An 18,806-nucleotide genomic window follows, 5' to 3' on the forward strand; every position below is an offset into this window, starting at 1 on the left:
GGAGGCAGGATGCGGTGTTCGTAAAGCGTGATGAATCGGGGCGTATCGTCGCCGCGAGCCTTGAGATTCGCGGCGACGTCTGCGAACCGGTCGAGGAGGGGGCGCCCGAGTTGCTGGCGTTCGGGCGCGGCGACAGCAGTGAAGCCACGCTGACGGCATCCGATCTGCGCCTGGTGCGGGTGCTTGAAGACATCGTCGATCTGCTCATCGAGCGTGATGTCATACGCTTCACCGACCTGCCCGAACAGGCGCAGGAGAAGTTGATGGAGCGTCGCTCGCTGCGTGCGTCGATGCGCAGGGGGCTGGACTTGCTCGGTGCCGCCGACGACGACGGGCTGATCTGATCGACGCGAATGCGCCCCCGGAGGCCGGGGGCGCATTCGCTTTGCGCCTTGGTTCAGTGGATACCGGGGCCCGTCATCGCATCGAAACCGACGTCATTGAGCGTGGATATCGCGTCGTTATTGTCCACGCCTTCCGCGATTACCGTCAGGCCAAGTGCGTGTGCAAGCATGCACAGGCTGCGCGCAAATGCCTGGTTGCCGGGGTTGCCGGCGAGATCTCTGAGCAAGGACGCGTCGACCTTGATGTAGTCGAGACCGAGATCGTGCAGGTCGCCCAGGTCGTTGAAATGGGGACCGGCATGCTCGAGCCCCAGTTTGCATGCCATGGGTTTCAGCGCCAGGCAGAATGTCCGGAAGTCGGTCTGGTGGCGTGCAGCGCCCTGCTCGGGCACCTCCATCCACAGCTTCGCGGCCTCGTTCGGTGCCGTTTCCAGTTGGTGCAGCAGATCCGCAATGAAGCCGGCATCACGAATGGCCTGAGCCGAGATGTTGACTGCGACCGACTGGCCCGTGCTGCGGATCAATTCGATCGCGGCGCGGACGACAGCGGCATCGATCTGCCCCATCAGCCCCAGGCGCACGGCCCAAGGCATGAAGTAAGCCACGCCGCGCCAAGCGCCGTCCAGTCGCAGTCGCAACGGGGCCTCGACATGGAGCAGCGAGCCGCCAACATCGCGCACCGGATAGGTCTCAAGTCGGAGTTCCCCTTGTTCCAGTGCGCGGGAGATGACCTGGCGCCACTGTGACTGGTCGTGCTGCGGCTGCGCCAGGCGAACCCAGGCATCGAGCTGCACGGCACGACTGCCGGCAAGTTCGGCTTCGGCGAGCGCGGTGTCGGTCCGGGTGAGAACCGTCTGCAGTGACTCACCGGCACCATAGAGCGCTGCGGCGATGGGCAGCGCGACGGCGGCATCCGTGCCGCCGGGGGCGGCGCGATCGACGACATCATGCAGGGCCTTGGCGAAGCGCTCGGCCCACAGCGGCAGATAGCTGACGCCCGGGGCCAGCACACTCAGGTCGGTGCCGTTGAGGCGTCCGGCAATCCAGGCCGGTTGGTCGGCAAACTGCGCACGCAGTGCGTTCGCCAGATCGACGAGCAAGGCATCGGCGGATTCCCGGCCCAGCGTGCGGTTGAGCTCGGCAAGATTGCCGATGCGCGCGATCAGGAGCGCGCCGCCGTCCCCGTCATCATGATCGGCGAGCTGTGCCTCCAGTACATTGAGAAACTGACGTCTTTCGAACAGTCCGGTCACCGGGTCTTCCTGTGTCTGTTTGCGCAGAACCTCCAGGCGGCGGGCCTCGTCCACCAGCATCAGGCGTACGCGATCGGACAGGGCGTTCATCGATCTGACCACGACGCGCAGTTCGGCGGTGGTGGGCTCGGGGGTGGTGACGAAGCGGCGTTCGCCGATGGCTTCGGCCTGGCCGACGAGCTTTCGCAGCGGTGCGGTGATACGGCCCAGCAACAGACTGCCGGCCAGGCCGGCCATGGCGGCCATCACGCAGAACCAGATCAGCAGCTGGCGAAGACTGCGCCACAGTTCGGTATAGGCGTAACTGGTCTGGCTCTCCAGCGTCAGGGTCGCGAACTGCTGCCAACCATCTTGCACATGCGCGACACCTGGGTGGGCCTCGATCGAGGCAAGGCGTACGAACCAGGTCGGCACATCGTCGACACGCGACTCGGCTGCGCGCTCTACCATCGTCTTGCCGTCAGGGCCGACCAAGCGGATCAGCCGGTAATGACCGGCGTCGAACTGCGCGGCAACCTGCAGCTCGACGGTGACCGGATCCTTGGGCATCTGGGACAGCGACAGGGCCAGGGCGGTGGCGTTATCCACGTTCTTCACGTTGAGCTGCTCTTCAAGATAGCGTTTCGCTGCCAGTGTGCTCACGACCAGGCTGCCGCCGAGAGACAGCAGGGTGACCATGACGATGGCGATCCACAGTTGCTTGATCAGGGACATGGACGTCGTGCTCCGGGAAAGGTCGATTTCATTGCGATCCTTCGCTGCGCATGCGCTCGAGCACATCGCGCCAGCGTGACAAACGGGTGGTCGGGTCGGCCGAGGAGGCACTGGTTCCGCCCACCCACAGGCCTTCATTATTAAAACTGAACACCGGAAACAGATCGGGGCGCCTGCTCGCGGGCCGGATCTCGCTGATCAGGTTGTCGAGTACCAGCGGCTCGGCCGCCGGCGTGTCGAAGAAACTCAAAACCATGTGCGCCTGGGTAATGGTGCTGTCCGCAGCGCCGATGCGGGCGCGGACGTAGACCAGGCGTAATTTCTCTGCCGGGATGTCCAGCAGGCGCAGGCTGATGTACTTGGCAATGGAGAAATCCTCGCAGTCGCCGGCCCCGCGGCCGAGGGTCTCCATCGGCGTCGCCCAGTAGTCGGCCTGCTTCCAGATGACGATATCGTCCTCGAAGCGGATCCTGCGGTTGAAGAAGGCGTTTACCCGCGAGAGCTTCTCCGTGTCGTCGAGCGCGCGCGCTTCGCCGAGCATCCGGCGCCAGGCAGCGACCGATTCTCCGGCTTCCGCACCGTAACGTGCGACGGCAAGCGACTGCATATGATCGAGGTCGGGGGCTGCCGCGCACAAGCCGATTGCCAGTCCGAGCGTCGCGAGCAGACGCCGTCCCACGCGCAGGCAGGCGCCGGACGTCGAACTGTTATGCGCCGCGGGATGGGACGAGAAAGGCATCGGTGCTCTGCATGTGCGTGTCCCGGCATTATCCGGAATCGGCGCTCGTTGCGCTGCGCATTGTTGCGCATCTGTTGTGGACGCTTCCGCACGGCCGGTGCGTACGTGCATGCATCGGGAATTGTCGCCGAGCATGCCGAAATGACCTTCCTGCGCGCTTTTCGGCACGCATCTGTTGAATTGTTGGCGTTTTGCTTGTGGGTGTTGCGTATATCATTCGTGCCTTCCGAATTGGCAATCACCGATGCGCTTCTGCGTGCAACCTTCAACTTGCAGTACCGGAGTCCCGATGAAACGAATGTGTTCCCTGATCTCGCTGGCGATTCTGGCGGTATTGCCGGTGACCGCGTCTGCCGTGGTACCGGCTCCCTTGCGCGATGCTGCACGCAAGGCCGTGGTAAGTAATCCCGAGGTGCAGGCGCGCTGGCATGCTTTCCTGGCCGCGTCCGCCGACCAGGATGCCGCGCGTGGTGCCTACCTGCCCCAGGTGGACCTGAGCACCGGCATCGGTCGCGAGAGTCAGAAGCGCCCGGGCGCTTCGACTGCTTACTACACGCATGGCAATACCACCCTGTCGCTCAACCAGATGGTGTATGACGGTTTCTATACCCGCAGTGAGGTCTCGCGCCTGGGTTATACGCGCCTGGCACGCTACTACGAGATTGTCGATGCATCCGAGTCGGCCGCACTCGAAGCGGTGCGCGCCTTTGCCGATGTGCAGCGCTACCGGGATCTGGTGAGGCTGGCGAAACAGAATTACGTCGAGCACAAACAGGTCTACGACCAGATCGCGGAGCGCGCCGGTGCCGGCGTCGGCCGCCGTGTCGATCTCGAACAGGCCACCGGGCGTCTGGCATTGGCCGAGTCCAATCTGCTCACCGAAGTATCTAACCTGCATGATGTCAGCAGCCGCTACCAGCGTATCGTTGGTGAATTGCCGGCCGACAGCCTGCCGGCGATGGGCGACCGGCTAGGCGCAGATGGCGTGCCGGCGTCGATTGGCGATGCATTGCGCGAAGCCTTCAACTCGAGCCCGGCGCTGAATGCAGCGGTCGAAAGTGTGCGTGCCGGTCAGGCCTCGATCGAGACCCGGCGCGCGGCCTATCAGCCGCGCGTCGATCTGCGTGCCAGTCAGGCCTACGACCGCAATCTGAACAACCTCGACGGCCACTCGCGCGATGGCGTGGTCGAAGTGGTGCTCAGCTATAACCTGTTCCGTGGCGGCGCCGACGATGCACGCCTGCGACAGGCTGCGGAATCGCTCAACCAGGCCAAGGACCTGCGTGAAAAGGCATGCCGCGATCTGCGCCAGACGCTCGCGATCGCATACAACGACGTGCAACGCCTGCAGGAGCAGTTGCGCTATCTCGACCAGCACCAGTTGTCGATCGAGAAGGCGCGCGAGGCCTATCGCCGCCAGTTCGATATCGGCCAGCGCACGCTGCTCGACCTGCTCGACACCGAGAACGAGTACTTCCAGGCGCGTCGTGCCTACACCAACGCCACGTACGACCGCATCACCGCCGAAGCGCGCACCCTGGCGGGCATGGGGCACCTGATGCGTGCGCTCGAGGTGGCACGCGAGGACCTGCCCACGGCATCGGAGCTTGGCCAGGACCGCAATGGTGTGGATGTGGCCGAGATGTGCCCGGCCGATGCGCCGAGCCCGTTGCAGATCGACAAGGCCGCGCTGCTGCAACAGACGCTGAAGGAGATGGGCGGCAAGCGCTGACTCCCCGATGGAGGCCCCGGCGGGCGAAGATTCCGCGCGCCGGGTGAAGGCTCACATAGAATGGCGCAATCGCTTCCTGATTTGCGCCATTTTCCATTCCAATGAACGCTGTGGACCCGCTCGCCGAAGGCCGTCCCGACGCCGATTCGTCGGCCGACGGGCGCAGTGCCGCGCCGCAGCGCGTGGTGAAGATTCGCCGTGACTACAACACCTGGGTGGCCAATGAAACGCTTGAAGACTATGCCTTGCGTTTTACCCCGCGCAGTTTCCGCAAGTGGTCCGAGTTCCGGGTAGGCAACACCGCCTTCGGCGCAGCTTCGTTCCTGGTGCTCGAGGCAGTTGGCGCAACCATGCTGGTGAGCTACGGCTTCATCAACAGCTTCTGGGCCATTCTTGCCATCGGTCTCATCATTTTCCTGACCGGCTTGCCGATCAGCCTCTATGCGGCACGCTACGGCGTGGACATGGACCTGCTGACGCGCGGTTCGGGGTTCGGCTACATCGGCTCCACGATCACCTCGCTGGTGTATGCCTCCTTCACCTTCATTCTGTTCGCGCTCGAGGCTGCCATCATGGCCTATGCGCTGGAGATGGCGCTGGGAATCCCGCCGAGCTGGGGTTACCTGATCTGCGCGTTGGTGGTCATTCCGCTGGTCACCCACGGGGTGACCGTGATCAGCAAGTTGCAGACCCTGACCCAGCCGATCTGGCTGTTTCTGCTCGCGCTTCCGTTCATCTTTCTGCTGCGCGAAGATCCGGCGGCCCTGAAGGGCTTGTGGCAGTACCCCGGCGTCGACGGCCATGGTGGCGCGTTCGATCTTCACCTTTTCGCCGGCGCGATGACGGTCGGCATTGCGCTCATAACGCAGATGGGCGAGCAGGCCGATTACCTGCGGTTCATGCCGGCGCGCACCGCGGCAAATCGTAGGCGCTGGTTGTTCGGGGTGGTGCTGGGCGGGCCTGGATGGGTGCTGATCGGCGTGGTCAAATTGCTCGGCGGTGCCCTGCTGGCGTGGATGTTGTTGAGCAGGGGCATGGCGCCGGACAAGGCGGTCGACCCCAACCAGATGTATCTGCTGGGCTTTTCCGCCGTGTTCGACAGCTCGCTGTGGGCGGTGGTGGTGACCGCGCTGTTTGTCATCGTGTCGCAGTTGAAGATCAACGTCACCAATGCCTATGCCGGTTCGCTGGCCTGGTCGAACTTCTTTTCGCGTCTGACCCACAGCCATCCGGGGCGGGTGGTGTGGGTGGTGTTCAACATCCTGATTGCCCTGCTGCTGATGGAGATGAACGTCTTTCAGGCACTGGGCCAGGTACTCGGGCTGTATTCGAACATCGCGATCTCGTGGATGGTGGCGGTGGTCGCCGATCTGGTGATCAACAAGCCGCTCGGGCTTTCGCCCAAGGGAATCGAGTTCAAGCGCAGTCATCTGTATGACATCAACCCGGTGGGCGTGGGGGCGTTGCTGATTGCATCGGGCCTGTCGATCAGCACCTTCCTGGGGGTCTATGGTCCCGGTCTGCAGCCGTACGCGCCATTCGTGGCATTGATCACGGCCCTGGTCAGCTCACCGCTCATCGCCTGGCTCACCGGCGGGCGTTACTATCTTGCGCGAGCGCCGGAGGCGGTGAATACCGGGGGCAAGGCCTGGGTCAAAACGCGGCAATGCTGCATTTGCGGCGAGCATTTCGAACCGGAAGACACCAGCCACTGCCCGGCCTATCAGGGCACGATCTGCTCGCTGTGCTGTTCGCTCGATGCACGCTGTGACGATCAGTGCAAGCCGCATGCGCGCCTGTCGGCGCAGTGGTCCGGGCTGCTGCAGAAGGTTCTGCCGAAATCCATGCTGCCCTATCTCGATGCCGGTCTGGGCCACTACCTGTTGTTGATGGCCGGGATGACCGGGTTTCTTGCCTTGCTGCTCGGCACGCTTTACTACCATGAGCTGCTCGCCCGCAGCACGGACCTTGGCAGTGGTGCCGACCTGGGCAGTGGCGACCTGAAAAGCGTATTGCTGAAAGCCTTTGCCGCGCTGTTCCTGATGGGCGGGATCGCGGCCTGGTGGATGGTCCTGACGCACAAGAGCCGGCAGGTGGCGCAGGAGGAGTCGAATCGCCAGACACGCCTGTTGATGCAGGAGATCGAATCGCACCGACGCACCGACGAACAGTTGCAGAACGCGCGCCGGGTGGCGGAGCAGGCCAATCATGCCAAGAGTCGCTACGTGACCTCGATCAGCCACGAGTTGCGCACGCCGTTGAACAGCATTCTCGGCTATGCGCAGATTCTGGACGGCGACGAGGCGATTCCGCCGCAGCGGCGGCAGGCGGTGAGCGTGATTCGCCGTAGCGGCGAACACCTGTTGTCGCTGATTGAGGGCACACTCGACATCGCCCGCATCGAGGGCGGCAAGTTCGCGCTGGAGATGCGCCCTCTGGCGTTTCCGGACTTCGTGCGCGAGCTCGTCGGCATGTTCGAACTGCAGGCGCGCAACAAGGGCCTGGGCTTTCGTTTCGAGACTGTCGGCACCCTGCCGGAGGTCGTTCGTGCCGACGAGAAGCGCCTGCGCCAGATCCTGATCAACATCATCGGCAACGCGGTGAAGTTCACCGCGCGCGGCTCGGTCCAGGTGCGCCTGAGCTACCGGCGCGAAATGGCCCTGTTCGAGGTGGAAGACAGCGGCCCCGGCATAGCGGCGGAGGAAATCGCGCACATCTTCGAACCCTTTGCGCGCGGCAGCAGTGCGCGCGGCGGCACCACCACGGGTACCGGTCTCGGGCTCACCATCAGCAAGATGCTGACGGACCTGATGGGCGGGGAGCTGACGCTCGACAGCCAGCCCGGGGTGGGCAGCGTATTCCGCATCCGCCTGTTCCTGCCGCAGTTGCACGATACACAGGCAGCCGAGGTGCAGCCGCGGGTTCAGCGCATCGGCTACAAGGGCGTGCGAAGGCGCATCCTCACGGTGGACAATGAACATGTGGACCGCGAACTGCTGGCAACGCTGCTCGAGCCGCTCGGTTTCGAGGTTGGACAGGCTGCGTCTGGCTACGATTGCCTGGAGATGGTGCCGAGCTTTCGTCCCCACCTGATCTTCATGGATCTGGCCATGCCCGGCATCGACGGATGGGAGACCATTCGCCGCCTGCGCGCGGCAGGGCTGGACGAGGCGCCACTGGCCGTCATCTCCGCCAATGCCTTCGACAAGGGGCTGGACAACGATGCCGGTATCGCCGCAGAGGACTTCATCCTCAAGCCGATCCGGGTGCAGGAGCTGCTCGACTGGATCGGCCGCCGCCTGCAACTCGAGTGGGTGTGGGCCGACACGCCCGCGATGAAAGAGGAGCCCGAAGCCCCCCGCGCGGTGCCGGAACTGGTGCTGCCGCCAGCGCCCGACTTGCGGGCACTCGACGAGTTGATCGAACTCGGTTTCCTGCGCGGCATCCTTGCCCGGCTGGCCGAAATCGAGCGCGCCGACCCGGTCTATGGCGAGTTCGTGCGGGTCGAACGCGAGCTTGCGCGCCAGTTCCAGTTCGACGCCATGCGCGAGATACTGCGGCGCCAGGAGGAGGGCCGTTCATGAGCCTGCAACACCTGAGTACGGCCGATTCGACGGCAGCCGGCATCGTGCTGATCGTGGACGACGTGCCGGAGAACCTGTCGCTGCTGCACGACGCGCTGGATGAGGCGGGTTATCTGGTGCTGGTTGCCACCAACGGCGACAGTGCACTGGCACGTGCGCGGCAAAGTCTGCCCGACGTGGTCCTGCTCGATGCGGTGATGCCGGGCATGGACGGTTTCGAGGTGGCGCGACGACTCAAGGCCGATTTCGCGACCCGCGCGATCCCCTTGATCTTCATGACCGGACTCACCGAGACCGAGCATGTCGTGGCCGCCTTCGCGGCCGGTGGTGCCGATTACGTGACCAAACCGATCAAGCCGGCCGAAGTCCTGGCCCGTATCGCGGCCCATGTGCAGAACGCGCGCCAGATGAAGCAGGCGCGCAGTGCGCTGGATGCGTTCGGTCAGGCCACGGTGGCGGTGCGCGCGCGCGACGCGCGCCTGGTATGGCAGACGCCGCTGGCGCGACAGCTGATCCGCAGCTGGTTCGAGCCTGAACGCAGCGAGCCGGGCGAGATTGCTCCCCCGCGTCTGCTCGACTGGATTCACGCAGCCGAACTCGCCCGCCGCGAACGGCGCGAAGTCTCCAGTCTCGTCGTCAGCGCCGGCGCGCGCCGACTGCTGGCCTCATTTCACGACCAGACCGGGGACGAAGAGTGGCTGGTCGTGCTGCGCGAGGAGAACGACGCCAGTGCGATCGAGGCGCTGATCGCCGCCTTTCGCCTGACCAGCCGCGAGGCCGAGGTGCTGTACTGGGTCATCCGCGGCAAGACCAACCGCGATATCGGCGACATTCTCGGCACCAGTCCGCGCACCGTGCACAAGCATCTCGAGCATGTGTTCGAGAAACTCGGTGTCGAGACCCGCACCGCGGCGGCCTCGATGGCGATGGCAAAGATCCGTGCTGCGGGTGAAGGCGCATAGGTGCCCGTTCACCGCCCGTCCCGGAAAGCGCTCAGCGCATCGTCACCAGCTCTTCGGCGCTGGTCGGGTGAATCGCCACGGTGGCATCGAAATCGGCCTTGGTCGCGCCCATCCTGATCGCCACGGCAAAGCCCTGCAGCATTTCGTCCGCGCCTTCGCCGATGATGTGGCAGCCCACCACGCGCTCATCCTCTCCGGCACACACCAGTTTCATTGCGGTCCTGGGTTTGTGTGCGGTGAGGGCGTGGTACATGCCGGTGAAGCGGGTGGTGTAGACCTTGACCGACTGGTGCTGCGTGCGTGCCTCGTCTTCGGTGAGACCGATGGTGCCGATGGGTGGATGGCTGAAGGTCACCGTGGGAATGTTGGTGTAATCCAGACGGGCGTCGGCCTCGCCCTTGAACAGGCGGGCCGCGAGCTTACGACCGGCGGCGATGGCGACCGGGGTGAGTTCGGCACGGCCGGTGATATCGCCGATGGCGTAGATGCCCTCAGCGTTGGTGTTCTGAAATGCATCCGTGTCGATGACGCCATCCCCGCGCACGGCAATGCCCGCCCGCGCAAGTTCAAGCTGCGCGGTATTGGCCTCGCGGCCAATGGCCCAGATCAGGGTGTCGACTTCGAGGTGCCGGGTCCCGCAATCGACCCCCAGCGCGCCGTCACCCAGGTGGCTGAGGGACTGCGGCTGGGTCCGGATGTGGACGTTGACCCCGGCTTCCCGCATCTGCGTGGTCAATTCATCGCGGATCATCGCATCGAAGGGGCGCAGCAGGTGTTCGCTGCGCACGAGCAACTCGACCTTGCTGCCCAGCGCATTGAGGACGCCGGCCAACTCGACGGCGATGTAGCCGCTGCCGACGATGGCGACGCGCTTGGGCAGGTGGTCGAGCAGGAAGAAGCCATCGGAGGTGATGCCCAGGTCGGCGCCGGGCATCTCGGGTACCTTCGGTCGCCCGCCGGTGGCGATCACGATGTGACGGGCCGTGTAGTGCTGGCCATCGACTTCGACGCTACGTGCGCCCGCAAAGCGGGCGTACCCTCGTACCAGGGTGACGCCGGCCTTCTCCAGCATGGTGGCGTAGATGCCGTTGAGACGTTCGATGTAGGCATCGCGCGCGTGCTTGAGTGCTGCCCAGTCAAAACCCGTCTCGCCGATGCTGAAGCCATAGCCGGGCGCGTCCGCAAGTGTCTGTGCAATGCCGCCGGCGTACCACATGACCTTCTTCGGCACACAGCCGACGTTCACGCAGGTGCCGCCGAGGCGGCCGCCTTCGATCAACAGCACCCGCGCGCCATATTCTGCCGCGCGCCGTGCGGTCGCCACGCCGCCGCTGCCTCCGCCGATGACCAGATAGTCGTATTCACGCATGCCTGTTTCTCCTGAATGTGCTGCGGGCCGTTTTCGTCGCCGCTGTTCGCCTGCTTCTTACAGTATCAAAATACGCGACCGGGCAGGCATGCATGAGGGGGATCCGGTGCCGCCGGTTGTTTTCATCCTGCAGCAGGTTGCTCGGGCATCTTCTGGTATACCGCTTGTCGACTGACTGGCCGCCGCGTTCGCGGCCGGTATCCATGGAGAGTCATCGCGTGTTCCGTCTGTTCGAAAACCTGGTCAACCCTTATCCCGATGCGGTGCCGGCCTCGCCGCCGCGTGGCTTCTTCGCCTTTCTGTGGGCGGGCACCGCCGGTCTGCGACCCTTCATCGCCGGCATGACCGCGATGACGGCGATCATCGGCGCTTTCGAGGCACTGTTGTTCGCGATGCTCGGCCGCGTGGTCGATTGGCTCGCAAAGGTCGAGCCTGCCAGCCTGTGGGCCGAAGAGGGCGGTACGGTGCTGCTGCTCGCAGGGGTCATTGCCGGCAGCAGCGTGCTGGTGGCGGTGCAGACCATGCTCAAGCACCAGACCCTGGCGGGCAATTTTCCGATGCGCCTGCGCTGGAACTTCCATCGCATGATGCTGGCGCAGAGCATGTCTTTCTATCAGGACGAATTTGCCGGGCGGGTGGCGGCCAAGGTCATGCAGACTGCGCTGGCGGTGCGCGATACCTGCCTGATCCTCACCGACATCCTGGTCTTCGTCACCATCTATTTCGTCACCATGGCGGTCGTGGTCGGCAGTTTCGACAGCTGGATGCTGTTGCCCTTCCTCGGCTGGCTGTGCTGCTACATCGTGTCCTTGCGCTGGTTCGTGCCGCGGCTGTCGAAGGTGTCGCGCGCGCAAGCTGATGCGCGTTCGCTGATGACCGGCCGCATTACCGACGCCTATACCAACATCGCCACGGTGAAACTGTTCTCCCACGCCGGACGGGAGGCGGCCCATGCCCGTGGCGCAATGCAGGAGTTCCTGCACACGGTGCATGCGCAGATGCGTCTGGTGAGCAGTATCGAGGTGGTCAATCACAGCCTGAGCATGGGACTGATCATGAGTACCGCCGGGGTGGCGCTGTGGTTGTGGACCCAGGGCACGGTCGGGGTCGGTGCGGTCGCTGCGGCGACGGCAATGGCCCTGCGCCTGAACGGCATGTCGCACTGGATCATGTGGGAGATGGCCGCCCTGTTCGAGCACGTCGGTACCGTGCAGGACGGTATCAACACCTTGTCGCGGCCTCATCGGGTGGTCGATCAGCCCGATGCCCTGCCGCTGAAAGTCAGCCGTGGCGAGATCCGTTTCGAGCACCTGAGTTTCGCCTATGGAGAGCGGGATCCGCAGGCACGCAAGGTCATCGACGATCTCACGCTGGTGATCCGGCCGGGGGAGAAAATCGGGCTGGTGGGCCGATCCGGCGCTGGCAAATCCACCATCGTCAATTTGTTGCTGCGCTTCTACGACGTGGACAGCGGACGCATTCTCATCGATGGTCAGGACATTGCCCATGTCACCCAGGACAGTCTGCGTGCGCAGGTCGGCATGGTGACGCAGGACACCTCGTTGCTGCACCGCTCGGTGCGCGACAACATCCTCTACGGGCGTCCGGATGCCACCGACGCCGACATGATCGCGGCAGCGAAGCGGGCCGAGGCCGACGAATTCATCCGCACGCTGACCGATCCGCACGGCCGCAGTGGCTACGATGCGCATGTCGGCGAACGTGGGGTGAAGCTCTCGGGCGGACAGCGCCAGCGCATTGCCATCGCGCGGGTGATGCTCAAGGATGCGCCCATCCTGCTGCTCGACGAGGCCACCAGTGCGCTCGACTCCGAAGTGGAGGTGGCGATCCAGGCCAGTCTGTATCGCCTGATGGAGGGCAAGACGGTGGTGGCCATCGCGCACCGGTTGTCCACCATCGCAGCCATGGATCGTCTTATCGTGCTCGACAAGGGACGCATCGTCGAGGAGGGCGATCACCGCAGTCTTCTGGCGCAGGGCGGGTTGTATGCGCGGCTGTGGGCACATCAGAGCGGTGGCTTCCTCGGTGAAGAGGCTGGCGACGAAGGGGTGGCCGATATGGCCGCTGAGGTCGCATGAGCGAAGCCCCCCGGATGAAATACCTGGCCGCCTATCCCCAGGGGCTGGTCGACCAGGTACGCCAGCTCATGGCGCAGCAACGTCTGGCCGATGTGCTCGTGCAGCGCTATCCGGATGCGCATGAGGTGCGCACCGACGGCGCGCTCTACGACTACGTGACGACGCTCAAGGCGGATTTCATGCGCAAGGCGGCACCGCTGTCACGCGTGCTCTACGACAACAAGCTGCATGTGGTGCGGCATGCGCTGGGCACCTATACCGCCATATCGCGGGTACAGGGCGGCAAGCTCAAAGCCAAGCGCGAGATCCGCATTGCCAGCGTGTTTCGCGACATGCCACCGGCCTTTCTGCGCATGATCGTGGTGCATGAACTCGCCCACCTGAAGGAAAGGGAGCACGACAAGGCCTTCTACCAGTTGTGCACCTACATGGAGCCGGCCTACCACCAGCTCGAGTTCGATTTGCGCGTGTACCTCTGTCACCTGGATGCGGGTGGCCAGCCCTTGTGGTCGGCTGGCCCCGAAACGACTGCCGGTTAGTCGCAGGCAGGGTATCGGCTGCGCCTGACCTACCAGCGCAGATCCTCAATCGCATCCACCACCATGCCGGTACCGATCGCGATCATCAGGATGTCGGACGCAACACGGACGTAGCGGTGACCTGCGGGTGGCGCACCGATTTCGACCACGACGGCGGGCGGCAGATCGTAATAGACAACGTCGCGCGGCAGCGGACGTCCCCGGGTCCATTTTTTCGCCAATCCGGGAGGCATGCAGCCATTCCCCTTCTTGCTCAGCCCGGGTGGGCAACGTGAGCTCGAGTAGGTCTGGCGATAGTAGTTCTGGATCACGATGCGGTCATGATCGTGGTCGCGGAATCGATAGCTGCCTGCGCGCTCCTGTCGGTCGTCGCGGGAATACGACCTGCCGTCGGCCTGCCCCTTGCCACCCTTGACCCGCTGTTCGTGCTTGCCCTTGTCCTTGCCAGCCCACTCCGGTTTCTCCGCCAGAGCCGGGGCACTCAGGATCAAGCCGAGGGTGATGCAGGCCAGCAGGCGGCCCTTGATCATTCCGTTTGCCATGATTCTCATCCTTGTCGTTGAGGTCTGGATCAGGGCACGCCGCTATCCTCGTGTGAAGCTTCTAGAGCGCCCTGACCTTGACCTTCTTTCCCTTGATCTTGCCGTCTGCCAGCTTGCGAACGGCCACTGACACGATATCGCGCGCAACCGCCACATAGGTGTAAGCATCCGTGACCTGGATCTTGCCGACCTGTTCGCGGCTGAAGCCGGCTTCGCCGGTGAGCGCGCCGAGCACATCGCCCGGCCGGATCTTGTCCTTGCGCCCGCCGAGGATCTGCAGTGTCGCCATCGGTGGCAGCAAGGGTTCGTCACTGATCGCTTCCAGCGCATCGAGCCTGTGCCATTCGGGCTCGAAATTCTGCGCTTCGGCGATGGCTGCAATGCGGCGTTGATCGGCACGGCTGGCCAGGCTCAGCGCCCAGCCATCCTCGTCGGCGCGGCCGGTCCGGCCGATGCGGTGCACGTGAATTTCGGGGTCGGGGGTGACGTCGACGTTGATCACCGCCTCCAGCCCGGCAATGTCGAGGCCGCGGGCCGCGACGTCCGTGGCGACCAGTACCGAACAGCTGCGGTTGGCAAACTGCACCAGCACCTGATCGCGCTCGCGCTGCTCAAGCTCGCCGTGCAGGGCAAGCGCATGGATGCCATGTGACTGCAGCACGTCAATCAGGTCGCGGCATTGTTGCCGGGTGTTGCAGAAGGCCAGCGTGCTGACCGGGCGATAGTGCTGCAGCAGCGTCACCACAGCCTCGAGGCGCCGTTCGTGCTCGACCTCGTAGAAACGCTGGCGGATCTTGCCGCTGTCGTGTTGCTCTTCGAGTTTGACTGTCTTCGGCTGGCGCAGGAAGCGCGCCGCCAGGCGTGCGATGCCGTCCGGGTAGGTTGCGGAAAACAGCAGCGTCTGGCGATGTGGCGGGCAGGCGTCGGCCACGGCAACGATGTCGTCGAAGAAGCCCATGTCGAGCATGCGATCGGCCTCGTCCAGCACCAGGGTGTTGAGGGCTTCGAGCCTGAGGGTGTCGCGCTGCAGATGGTCGAGCAAGCGTCCCGGTGTGCCGACGACGACGTGGGCGCCGTGCTCCAGGCTGTTGATCTGCGGCCGGATCGGCGAGCCGCCGCACAAGGTCAGCACCTTGATGTTCTCCGCCGCGCGCGCCAGACGGCGGATTTCCTTGGCTACCTGGTCGGCCAGTTCGCGCGTCGGGCACAGCACCATGGCCTGTACCCGTGTGCTGCGCGCATTGAGCTTGCCCAGCAGCGGCAGGGCAAAGGTGGCGGTCTTGCCGCTGCCGGTCTTGGCCTGGGCGATCAGGTCATGCCCGCCCAGCGCCAGCGGCAGCGCCGCTGCCTGGATCGGCGTCATCGTGACGTAGCCAAGCTGGTTCAGGTTGGCGAGGACTTCGGGCGCGAGCGCGAGGTCGGCGAAGGCCGGCGTGTTCGAGCCGGGAGCACCGGAAGGACTGCTCGAGGTGGATGCATCAGGCAGAGAGCCGGTTTCCGGGTTGTCAGGTGTCGAGTTCATACCGGATTATACGGGGCTCTCAGCAACGGCAAGGTGATGCCGAGCAGGGACACTGCGTACCCCCTACGCAATCTTGCGTATTCCTGCATCCCCACGAACTCCCTAATCTGGCATTGCAGCGCAGCAATGCGCTTCCACTACCGATTACTGGGAGACCCACATGCAGACTCGTCGCAGCTTCATCAAGGCACTGGCCCTTTCCGCTTCCATCGCAGCGATCGGTGCGCCGATCGGCGCACATGCCGCCGAGACCATCAAGGTCGGCATCCTGCACTCGCTGTCGGGCACGATGGCGATTTCCGAAACGGCGCTGAAGAACGTCGCGCTGATGACGATCGAGGAGATCAATGCCAAGGGCGGCGTGATGGGCAAGATGCTCGAGCCGGTGGTGGTCGATCCGGCGTCCAACTGGCCGTTGTTCGCCGAGAAGGCCCGCCAGTTGATCAGCCAGGACAAGGTCGCCGCGGTGTTCGGCTGCTGGACCTCGGTGAGTCGCAAGTCGGTGAACCCGGTGTTCAAGGAACTCAACGGGCTGCTGTTCTACCCGGTGCAGTACGAAGGCGAGGAGCTGGAAAAGAACGTCTTCTACACCGGTGCCGCGCCCAACCAGCAGGCGATTCCTGCGGTTGAATACCTGATGAGTGCAGAGGGTGGTTCGGCCAAGCGCTTCGTGCTGCTCGGGACCGACTACGTCTATCCGCGCACCACCAACAAGATCCTGCGCGCCTTCCTCAAGAGCAAGGGCGTGGCCGAAGCCGACATCATGGAGGACTACACGCCTTTCGGTCACTCCGATTACCAGACCATCATCGCCAACATCAAGAAGTTCGCTTCGGAAGGCAAGAAGACCGCGGTCATCTCGACCATCAACGGCGACTCCAACGTGCCCTTCTACAAGGAACTGGGCAACGCCGGCCTGAAGGCGACCGACGTGCCGGTGGTGGCGTTCTCGGTGGGTGAGGAAGAGCTGCGCGGTGTCGATACCAAGCCGCTGCTCGGCCACCTTGCCGCCTGGAACTACTTCATGACGGTGAAGAACCCGGAGAACGACGCCTTCATCGCCAAGTACAAGGCATGGGCGAAGAAGAACGGTGTGCCCAACGCCGACACCGTCGTCACCAACGACCCGATGGAGGCGACCTACGTCGGCATCAACATGTGGAAGCAGGCGGTCGAGAAGGCCAAGTCGACCGATACCGACAAGGTGATCGCCGCCCTGGGTGGCCAGACCTTCAAGGCGCCGTCCGGCTTCACGCTGACCATGGACAAGACCAACCATCACCTGCACAAGCCGGTATACATCGGTGAAGTGCGCGCCGACGGCCAGTTCGACGTGGTGTGGAAGACGAAGTCGCCGATCCGTGCCCAGCCGTGGAGCCCGTTCATCGCCGGCAACGAAGGCAAGCAGGGGCTCTGACGGGCCGACGGGCGGATCTCGTATCGAGGTCCGCCCGTGCCCGGTGCGCGGGTGCGGCATCGGGCGGGTCTCCGGGCACAGGTCCGGAGCCGGTTTTCCCGGCCACGCGATATGGGCCGGCGGTAATGGAATGTTCCGATCCCGTCGTGCGGGCGGTTGATCGGTTGGAGCCTGCAATGAACCGACTACTGATGCGGCTCGCGCTGCTCTTCGCTACCCTGAGTTGTCTTGCCGGCCCGGCCCGCGCGGCGCTTGATCCTGCCATGGTCGCGGGGTTCGCGGGCGACTTCACCAGCCGGATCAATGCCATCGAAGCGCTTGGCGTGGATGGCAGCGAGGATGCCCGCCGCGTTGTTGCTGCGCTTGAAGCCGGCAATCTTGGGGTGATCGCCGACAAGGTCGTCATACTCGACGGTGACATCGTGCGTGATGCCGCCAGCGGAGAGGTGGTGGAGTCTGCTGCCGCCGATGTCGACACCATCACTGTGAATAACCGCGTGCGGCGCTCGATCGCGACCGCCAACGCCGCATTCGAACTGGTTTCCGCCGACCCCGCAAAGCGTCTGGCGAGCGCCAATGTACTGATCGAAAATGCCTCCGAGGCCTTGTTGCCCTTGTTCGAGCGTACGCTTGCGAGCGAGCAGGATGAAGCTGTGCGCAGCCTGATCAGCCGCGCGGCCGCCCGCATCAATCTCGGTTCGACCGATGCCGCCAAGCGTCTGAAGGCGGTCGAGGCGCTGGGGGATTCGTCCGATCCCGCAGTCAAGAACATGCTCGGGGCCCTGCTCGAGAAGCGGGGCGAAGGCAAGCAGGCAAGCTGGGTCGAGCCCGATGCGACGGTTCGTGAGGCCGCCCAGGCCGCGATACGGTCGATCGATGGCCGCATTGCCACCGCCCAGACCATCGGCACCGTGTTTTCCGGCCTGTCGCTCGGCTCCATCCTGCTGCTTGCCGCGCTCGGCCTCGCCATCACCTACGGCGTGATGGGCATCATCAACATGGCTCACGGCGAACTGCTGATGGTTGGCGCCTACGCCACCTTCCTGGTACAGGGGCTCTTTCGCCACTATTTGCCGGCCTACGTCGACTGGTACGTGATCGCAGCAATTCCGGCATCTTTCTTCGCTGCGGCATTGGTCGGCGTGGCAATGGAGCGCCTGGTACTGCGCCACTTGTATGGCCGCCCGCTGGAGAGCCTGCTCGCGACCTGGGGGCTGTCGCTGGTGCTGATCCAGGCTGCGCGGGTGATCTTCGGGCCGCAGAACCTCGAGCTGGCGAACCCGACCTGGATGTCGGGCGGCATCGAGCTTGCAGCCGGCGTGGTGTTGCCCTTCAACCGCATCGTCATCATCGGCTTCGCCGGCTTCGTGCTGGTGCTGATCTGGTTGATGATGCAGAAGACCCGGCTCGGCATGTTCGTGCGTGCGGTGACGCAGAATCGTCCGATGGCGGGTTGCGTGGGGGTGCCGACGGCGCGTGTCGATACGCTCGCCTTTGCCATCGGTTCGGGGGTGGCCGGTCTGGGCGGTCTGGCGCTGTCGCAGATCGCCAATGTCGGGCCGGCCATGGGCACGGGCTACATCGTCGATGCCTTCATGGTGGTGGTGCTCGGCGGCGTCGGCCAGTTGGCCGGTGCGGTGTGGGCGGCGCTTGGTCTGGGCATCGTGGCCAAGTTCCTCGAGGGCTGGGCGGGCGCGGTGATCGCGAAGATTCTGGTGCTGGTGTTCATCATCATCTTCATCCAGAAGCGGCCGCAGGGGATCTTTGCCCTGAAGGGGCGGTTTGCGGATAGCTGATTCTGGCGTGGTGCCACGAGTGAGACAGTCGGGTGCATTTGCTCCAGGGCTGCGGAACTCGCTCGGACAGCCCTCGCCCTTGCACAAACACACCCGACTGTCTCTGGCATCGGGGCATCACTAGGCAAAAAAGGCGTGAGCGGACCAGCGATGGGTGGGGTGTTCGTGGCGCAGGCGAGGACTGTCCGAGCCGA

Annotated in this window: 13 protein-coding genes; 8 read left to right on the forward strand and 5 right to left on the reverse strand. The window is 64.3% G+C overall.

Annotated elements, in window-relative coordinates:
- Positions 1 to 14 precede the first annotated feature (14 nt).
- The gene (locus J5J83_RS16405; RefSeq protein WP_249115757.1) at positions 15 to 344 is read left to right on the forward strand and encodes a hypothetical protein; all 330 of its coding nucleotides are present in this window, start codon (positions 15 to 17) and stop codon (positions 342 to 344) included.
- Between the two features lie 53 nt (positions 345 to 397).
- On the opposite strand, the gene J5J83_RS16410 is transcribed toward J5J83_RS16405, so the two are convergent.
- A complete protein-coding gene (locus J5J83_RS16410; protein ID WP_212350962.1) occupies positions 398 to 2,311 on the reverse strand; it encodes a LapD/MoxY N-terminal periplasmic domain-containing protein in 1,914 nt (637 codons plus the stop codon).
- Between the two features lie 28 nt (positions 2,312 to 2,339).
- Positions 2,340 to 3,050, reverse strand: coding sequence for a transglutaminase-like cysteine peptidase (locus J5J83_RS16415; RefSeq protein ID WP_349251913.1), 711 nt, complete (start codon positions 3,048 to 3,050; stop codon positions 2,340 to 2,342).
- A 289-nt stretch (positions 3,051 to 3,339) separates the two neighbouring features.
- Between J5J83_RS16415 and J5J83_RS16420 the strand changes: the two genes are divergently transcribed.
- From J5J83_RS16420 to J5J83_RS16430, 3 genes are all read left to right on the forward strand, one after another.
- Positions 3,340 to 4,782 carry a TolC family outer membrane protein gene (locus tag J5J83_RS16420; protein ID WP_212350964.1) on the forward strand — a complete coding sequence of 481 codons (1,443 nt, stop codon included), beginning with the start codon at positions 3,340 to 3,342 and terminating at the stop codon, positions 4,780 to 4,782.
- 101 nt (positions 4,783 to 4,883) lie between these two features.
- Positions 4,884 to 8,366, forward strand: coding sequence for an ATP-binding protein (locus J5J83_RS16425; protein WP_212350966.1), 3,483 nt, complete (start codon positions 4,884 to 4,886; stop codon positions 8,364 to 8,366).
- Positions 8,363 to 9,328 (forward strand): response regulator transcription factor, encoded by a 966-nt coding sequence (locus J5J83_RS16430; RefSeq protein WP_212350968.1) that lies wholly within the window; start codon positions 8,363 to 8,365, stop codon positions 9,326 to 9,328. The genes J5J83_RS16425 and J5J83_RS16430 overlap by 4 nt, the downstream gene beginning before the upstream one ends.
- 31 nt (positions 9,329 to 9,359) lie before the next feature.
- Here the strand turns inward: J5J83_RS16430 and gorA are convergent, their stop codons facing one another.
- A complete protein-coding gene (gene gorA, locus J5J83_RS16435; protein ID WP_212350970.1) occupies positions 9,360 to 10,697 on the reverse strand; it encodes a glutathione-disulfide reductase in 1,338 nt (445 codons plus the stop codon).
- Between the two features lie 203 nt (positions 10,698 to 10,900).
- On the opposite strand from gorA, the gene J5J83_RS16440 reads away from it, so the two are divergent.
- Both J5J83_RS16440 and J5J83_RS16445 read left to right on the forward strand, forming a co-directional pair.
- On the forward strand, positions 10,901 to 12,796 hold the full coding sequence (locus J5J83_RS16440) for an ABC transporter ATP-binding protein (protein WP_212350972.1): 1,896 nt from the start codon (positions 10,901 to 10,903) through the stop codon (positions 12,794 to 12,796).
- On the forward strand, positions 12,793 to 13,335 hold the full coding sequence (locus J5J83_RS16445) for a YgjP-like metallopeptidase domain-containing protein (protein ID WP_212350974.1): 543 nt from the start codon (positions 12,793 to 12,795) through the stop codon (positions 13,333 to 13,335). Before J5J83_RS16440 ends, J5J83_RS16445 begins: the two co-directional genes overlap by 4 nt.
- Before the next feature lie 29 nt (positions 13,336 to 13,364).
- Here J5J83_RS16445 and J5J83_RS16450 read toward each other — a convergent pair whose 3' ends face one another.
- Together J5J83_RS16450 and dbpA are read right to left on the reverse strand one after the other, a co-directional pair.
- Positions 13,365 to 13,877 (reverse strand): RcnB family protein, encoded by a 513-nt coding sequence (locus J5J83_RS16450; protein ID WP_212350976.1) that lies wholly within the window; start codon positions 13,875 to 13,877, stop codon positions 13,365 to 13,367.
- Between the two features lie 61 nt (positions 13,878 to 13,938).
- Positions 13,939 to 15,399, reverse strand: coding sequence for an ATP-dependent RNA helicase DbpA (gene dbpA / locus J5J83_RS16455; RefSeq protein ID WP_212350978.1), 1,461 nt, complete (start codon positions 15,397 to 15,399; stop codon positions 13,939 to 13,941).
- A gap of 160 nt (positions 15,400 to 15,559) precedes the next feature.
- Between dbpA and urtA the strand changes: the two genes are divergently transcribed.
- Together urtA and urtB are read left to right on the forward strand one after the other, a co-directional pair.
- Positions 15,560 to 16,816, forward strand: a complete 1,257-nt coding sequence (gene urtA, locus J5J83_RS16460) for an urea ABC transporter substrate-binding protein (RefSeq protein WP_212350980.1) — start codon at positions 15,560 to 15,562, stop codon at positions 16,814 to 16,816.
- Between the two features lie 176 nt (positions 16,817 to 16,992).
- Entirely contained in the window at positions 16,993 to 18,612 is a 1,620-nt protein-coding gene (urtB, locus tag J5J83_RS16465; RefSeq protein WP_212350982.1) for an urea ABC transporter permease subunit UrtB, read from the forward strand.
- Positions 18,613 to 18,806 lie beyond the last annotated feature (194 nt).

The organism is Azoarcus sp. L1K30, assembly GCF_018122735.1.
Classification (GTDB): Bacteria; Pseudomonadota; Gammaproteobacteria; order Burkholderiales; family Rhodocyclaceae; genus Parazoarcus.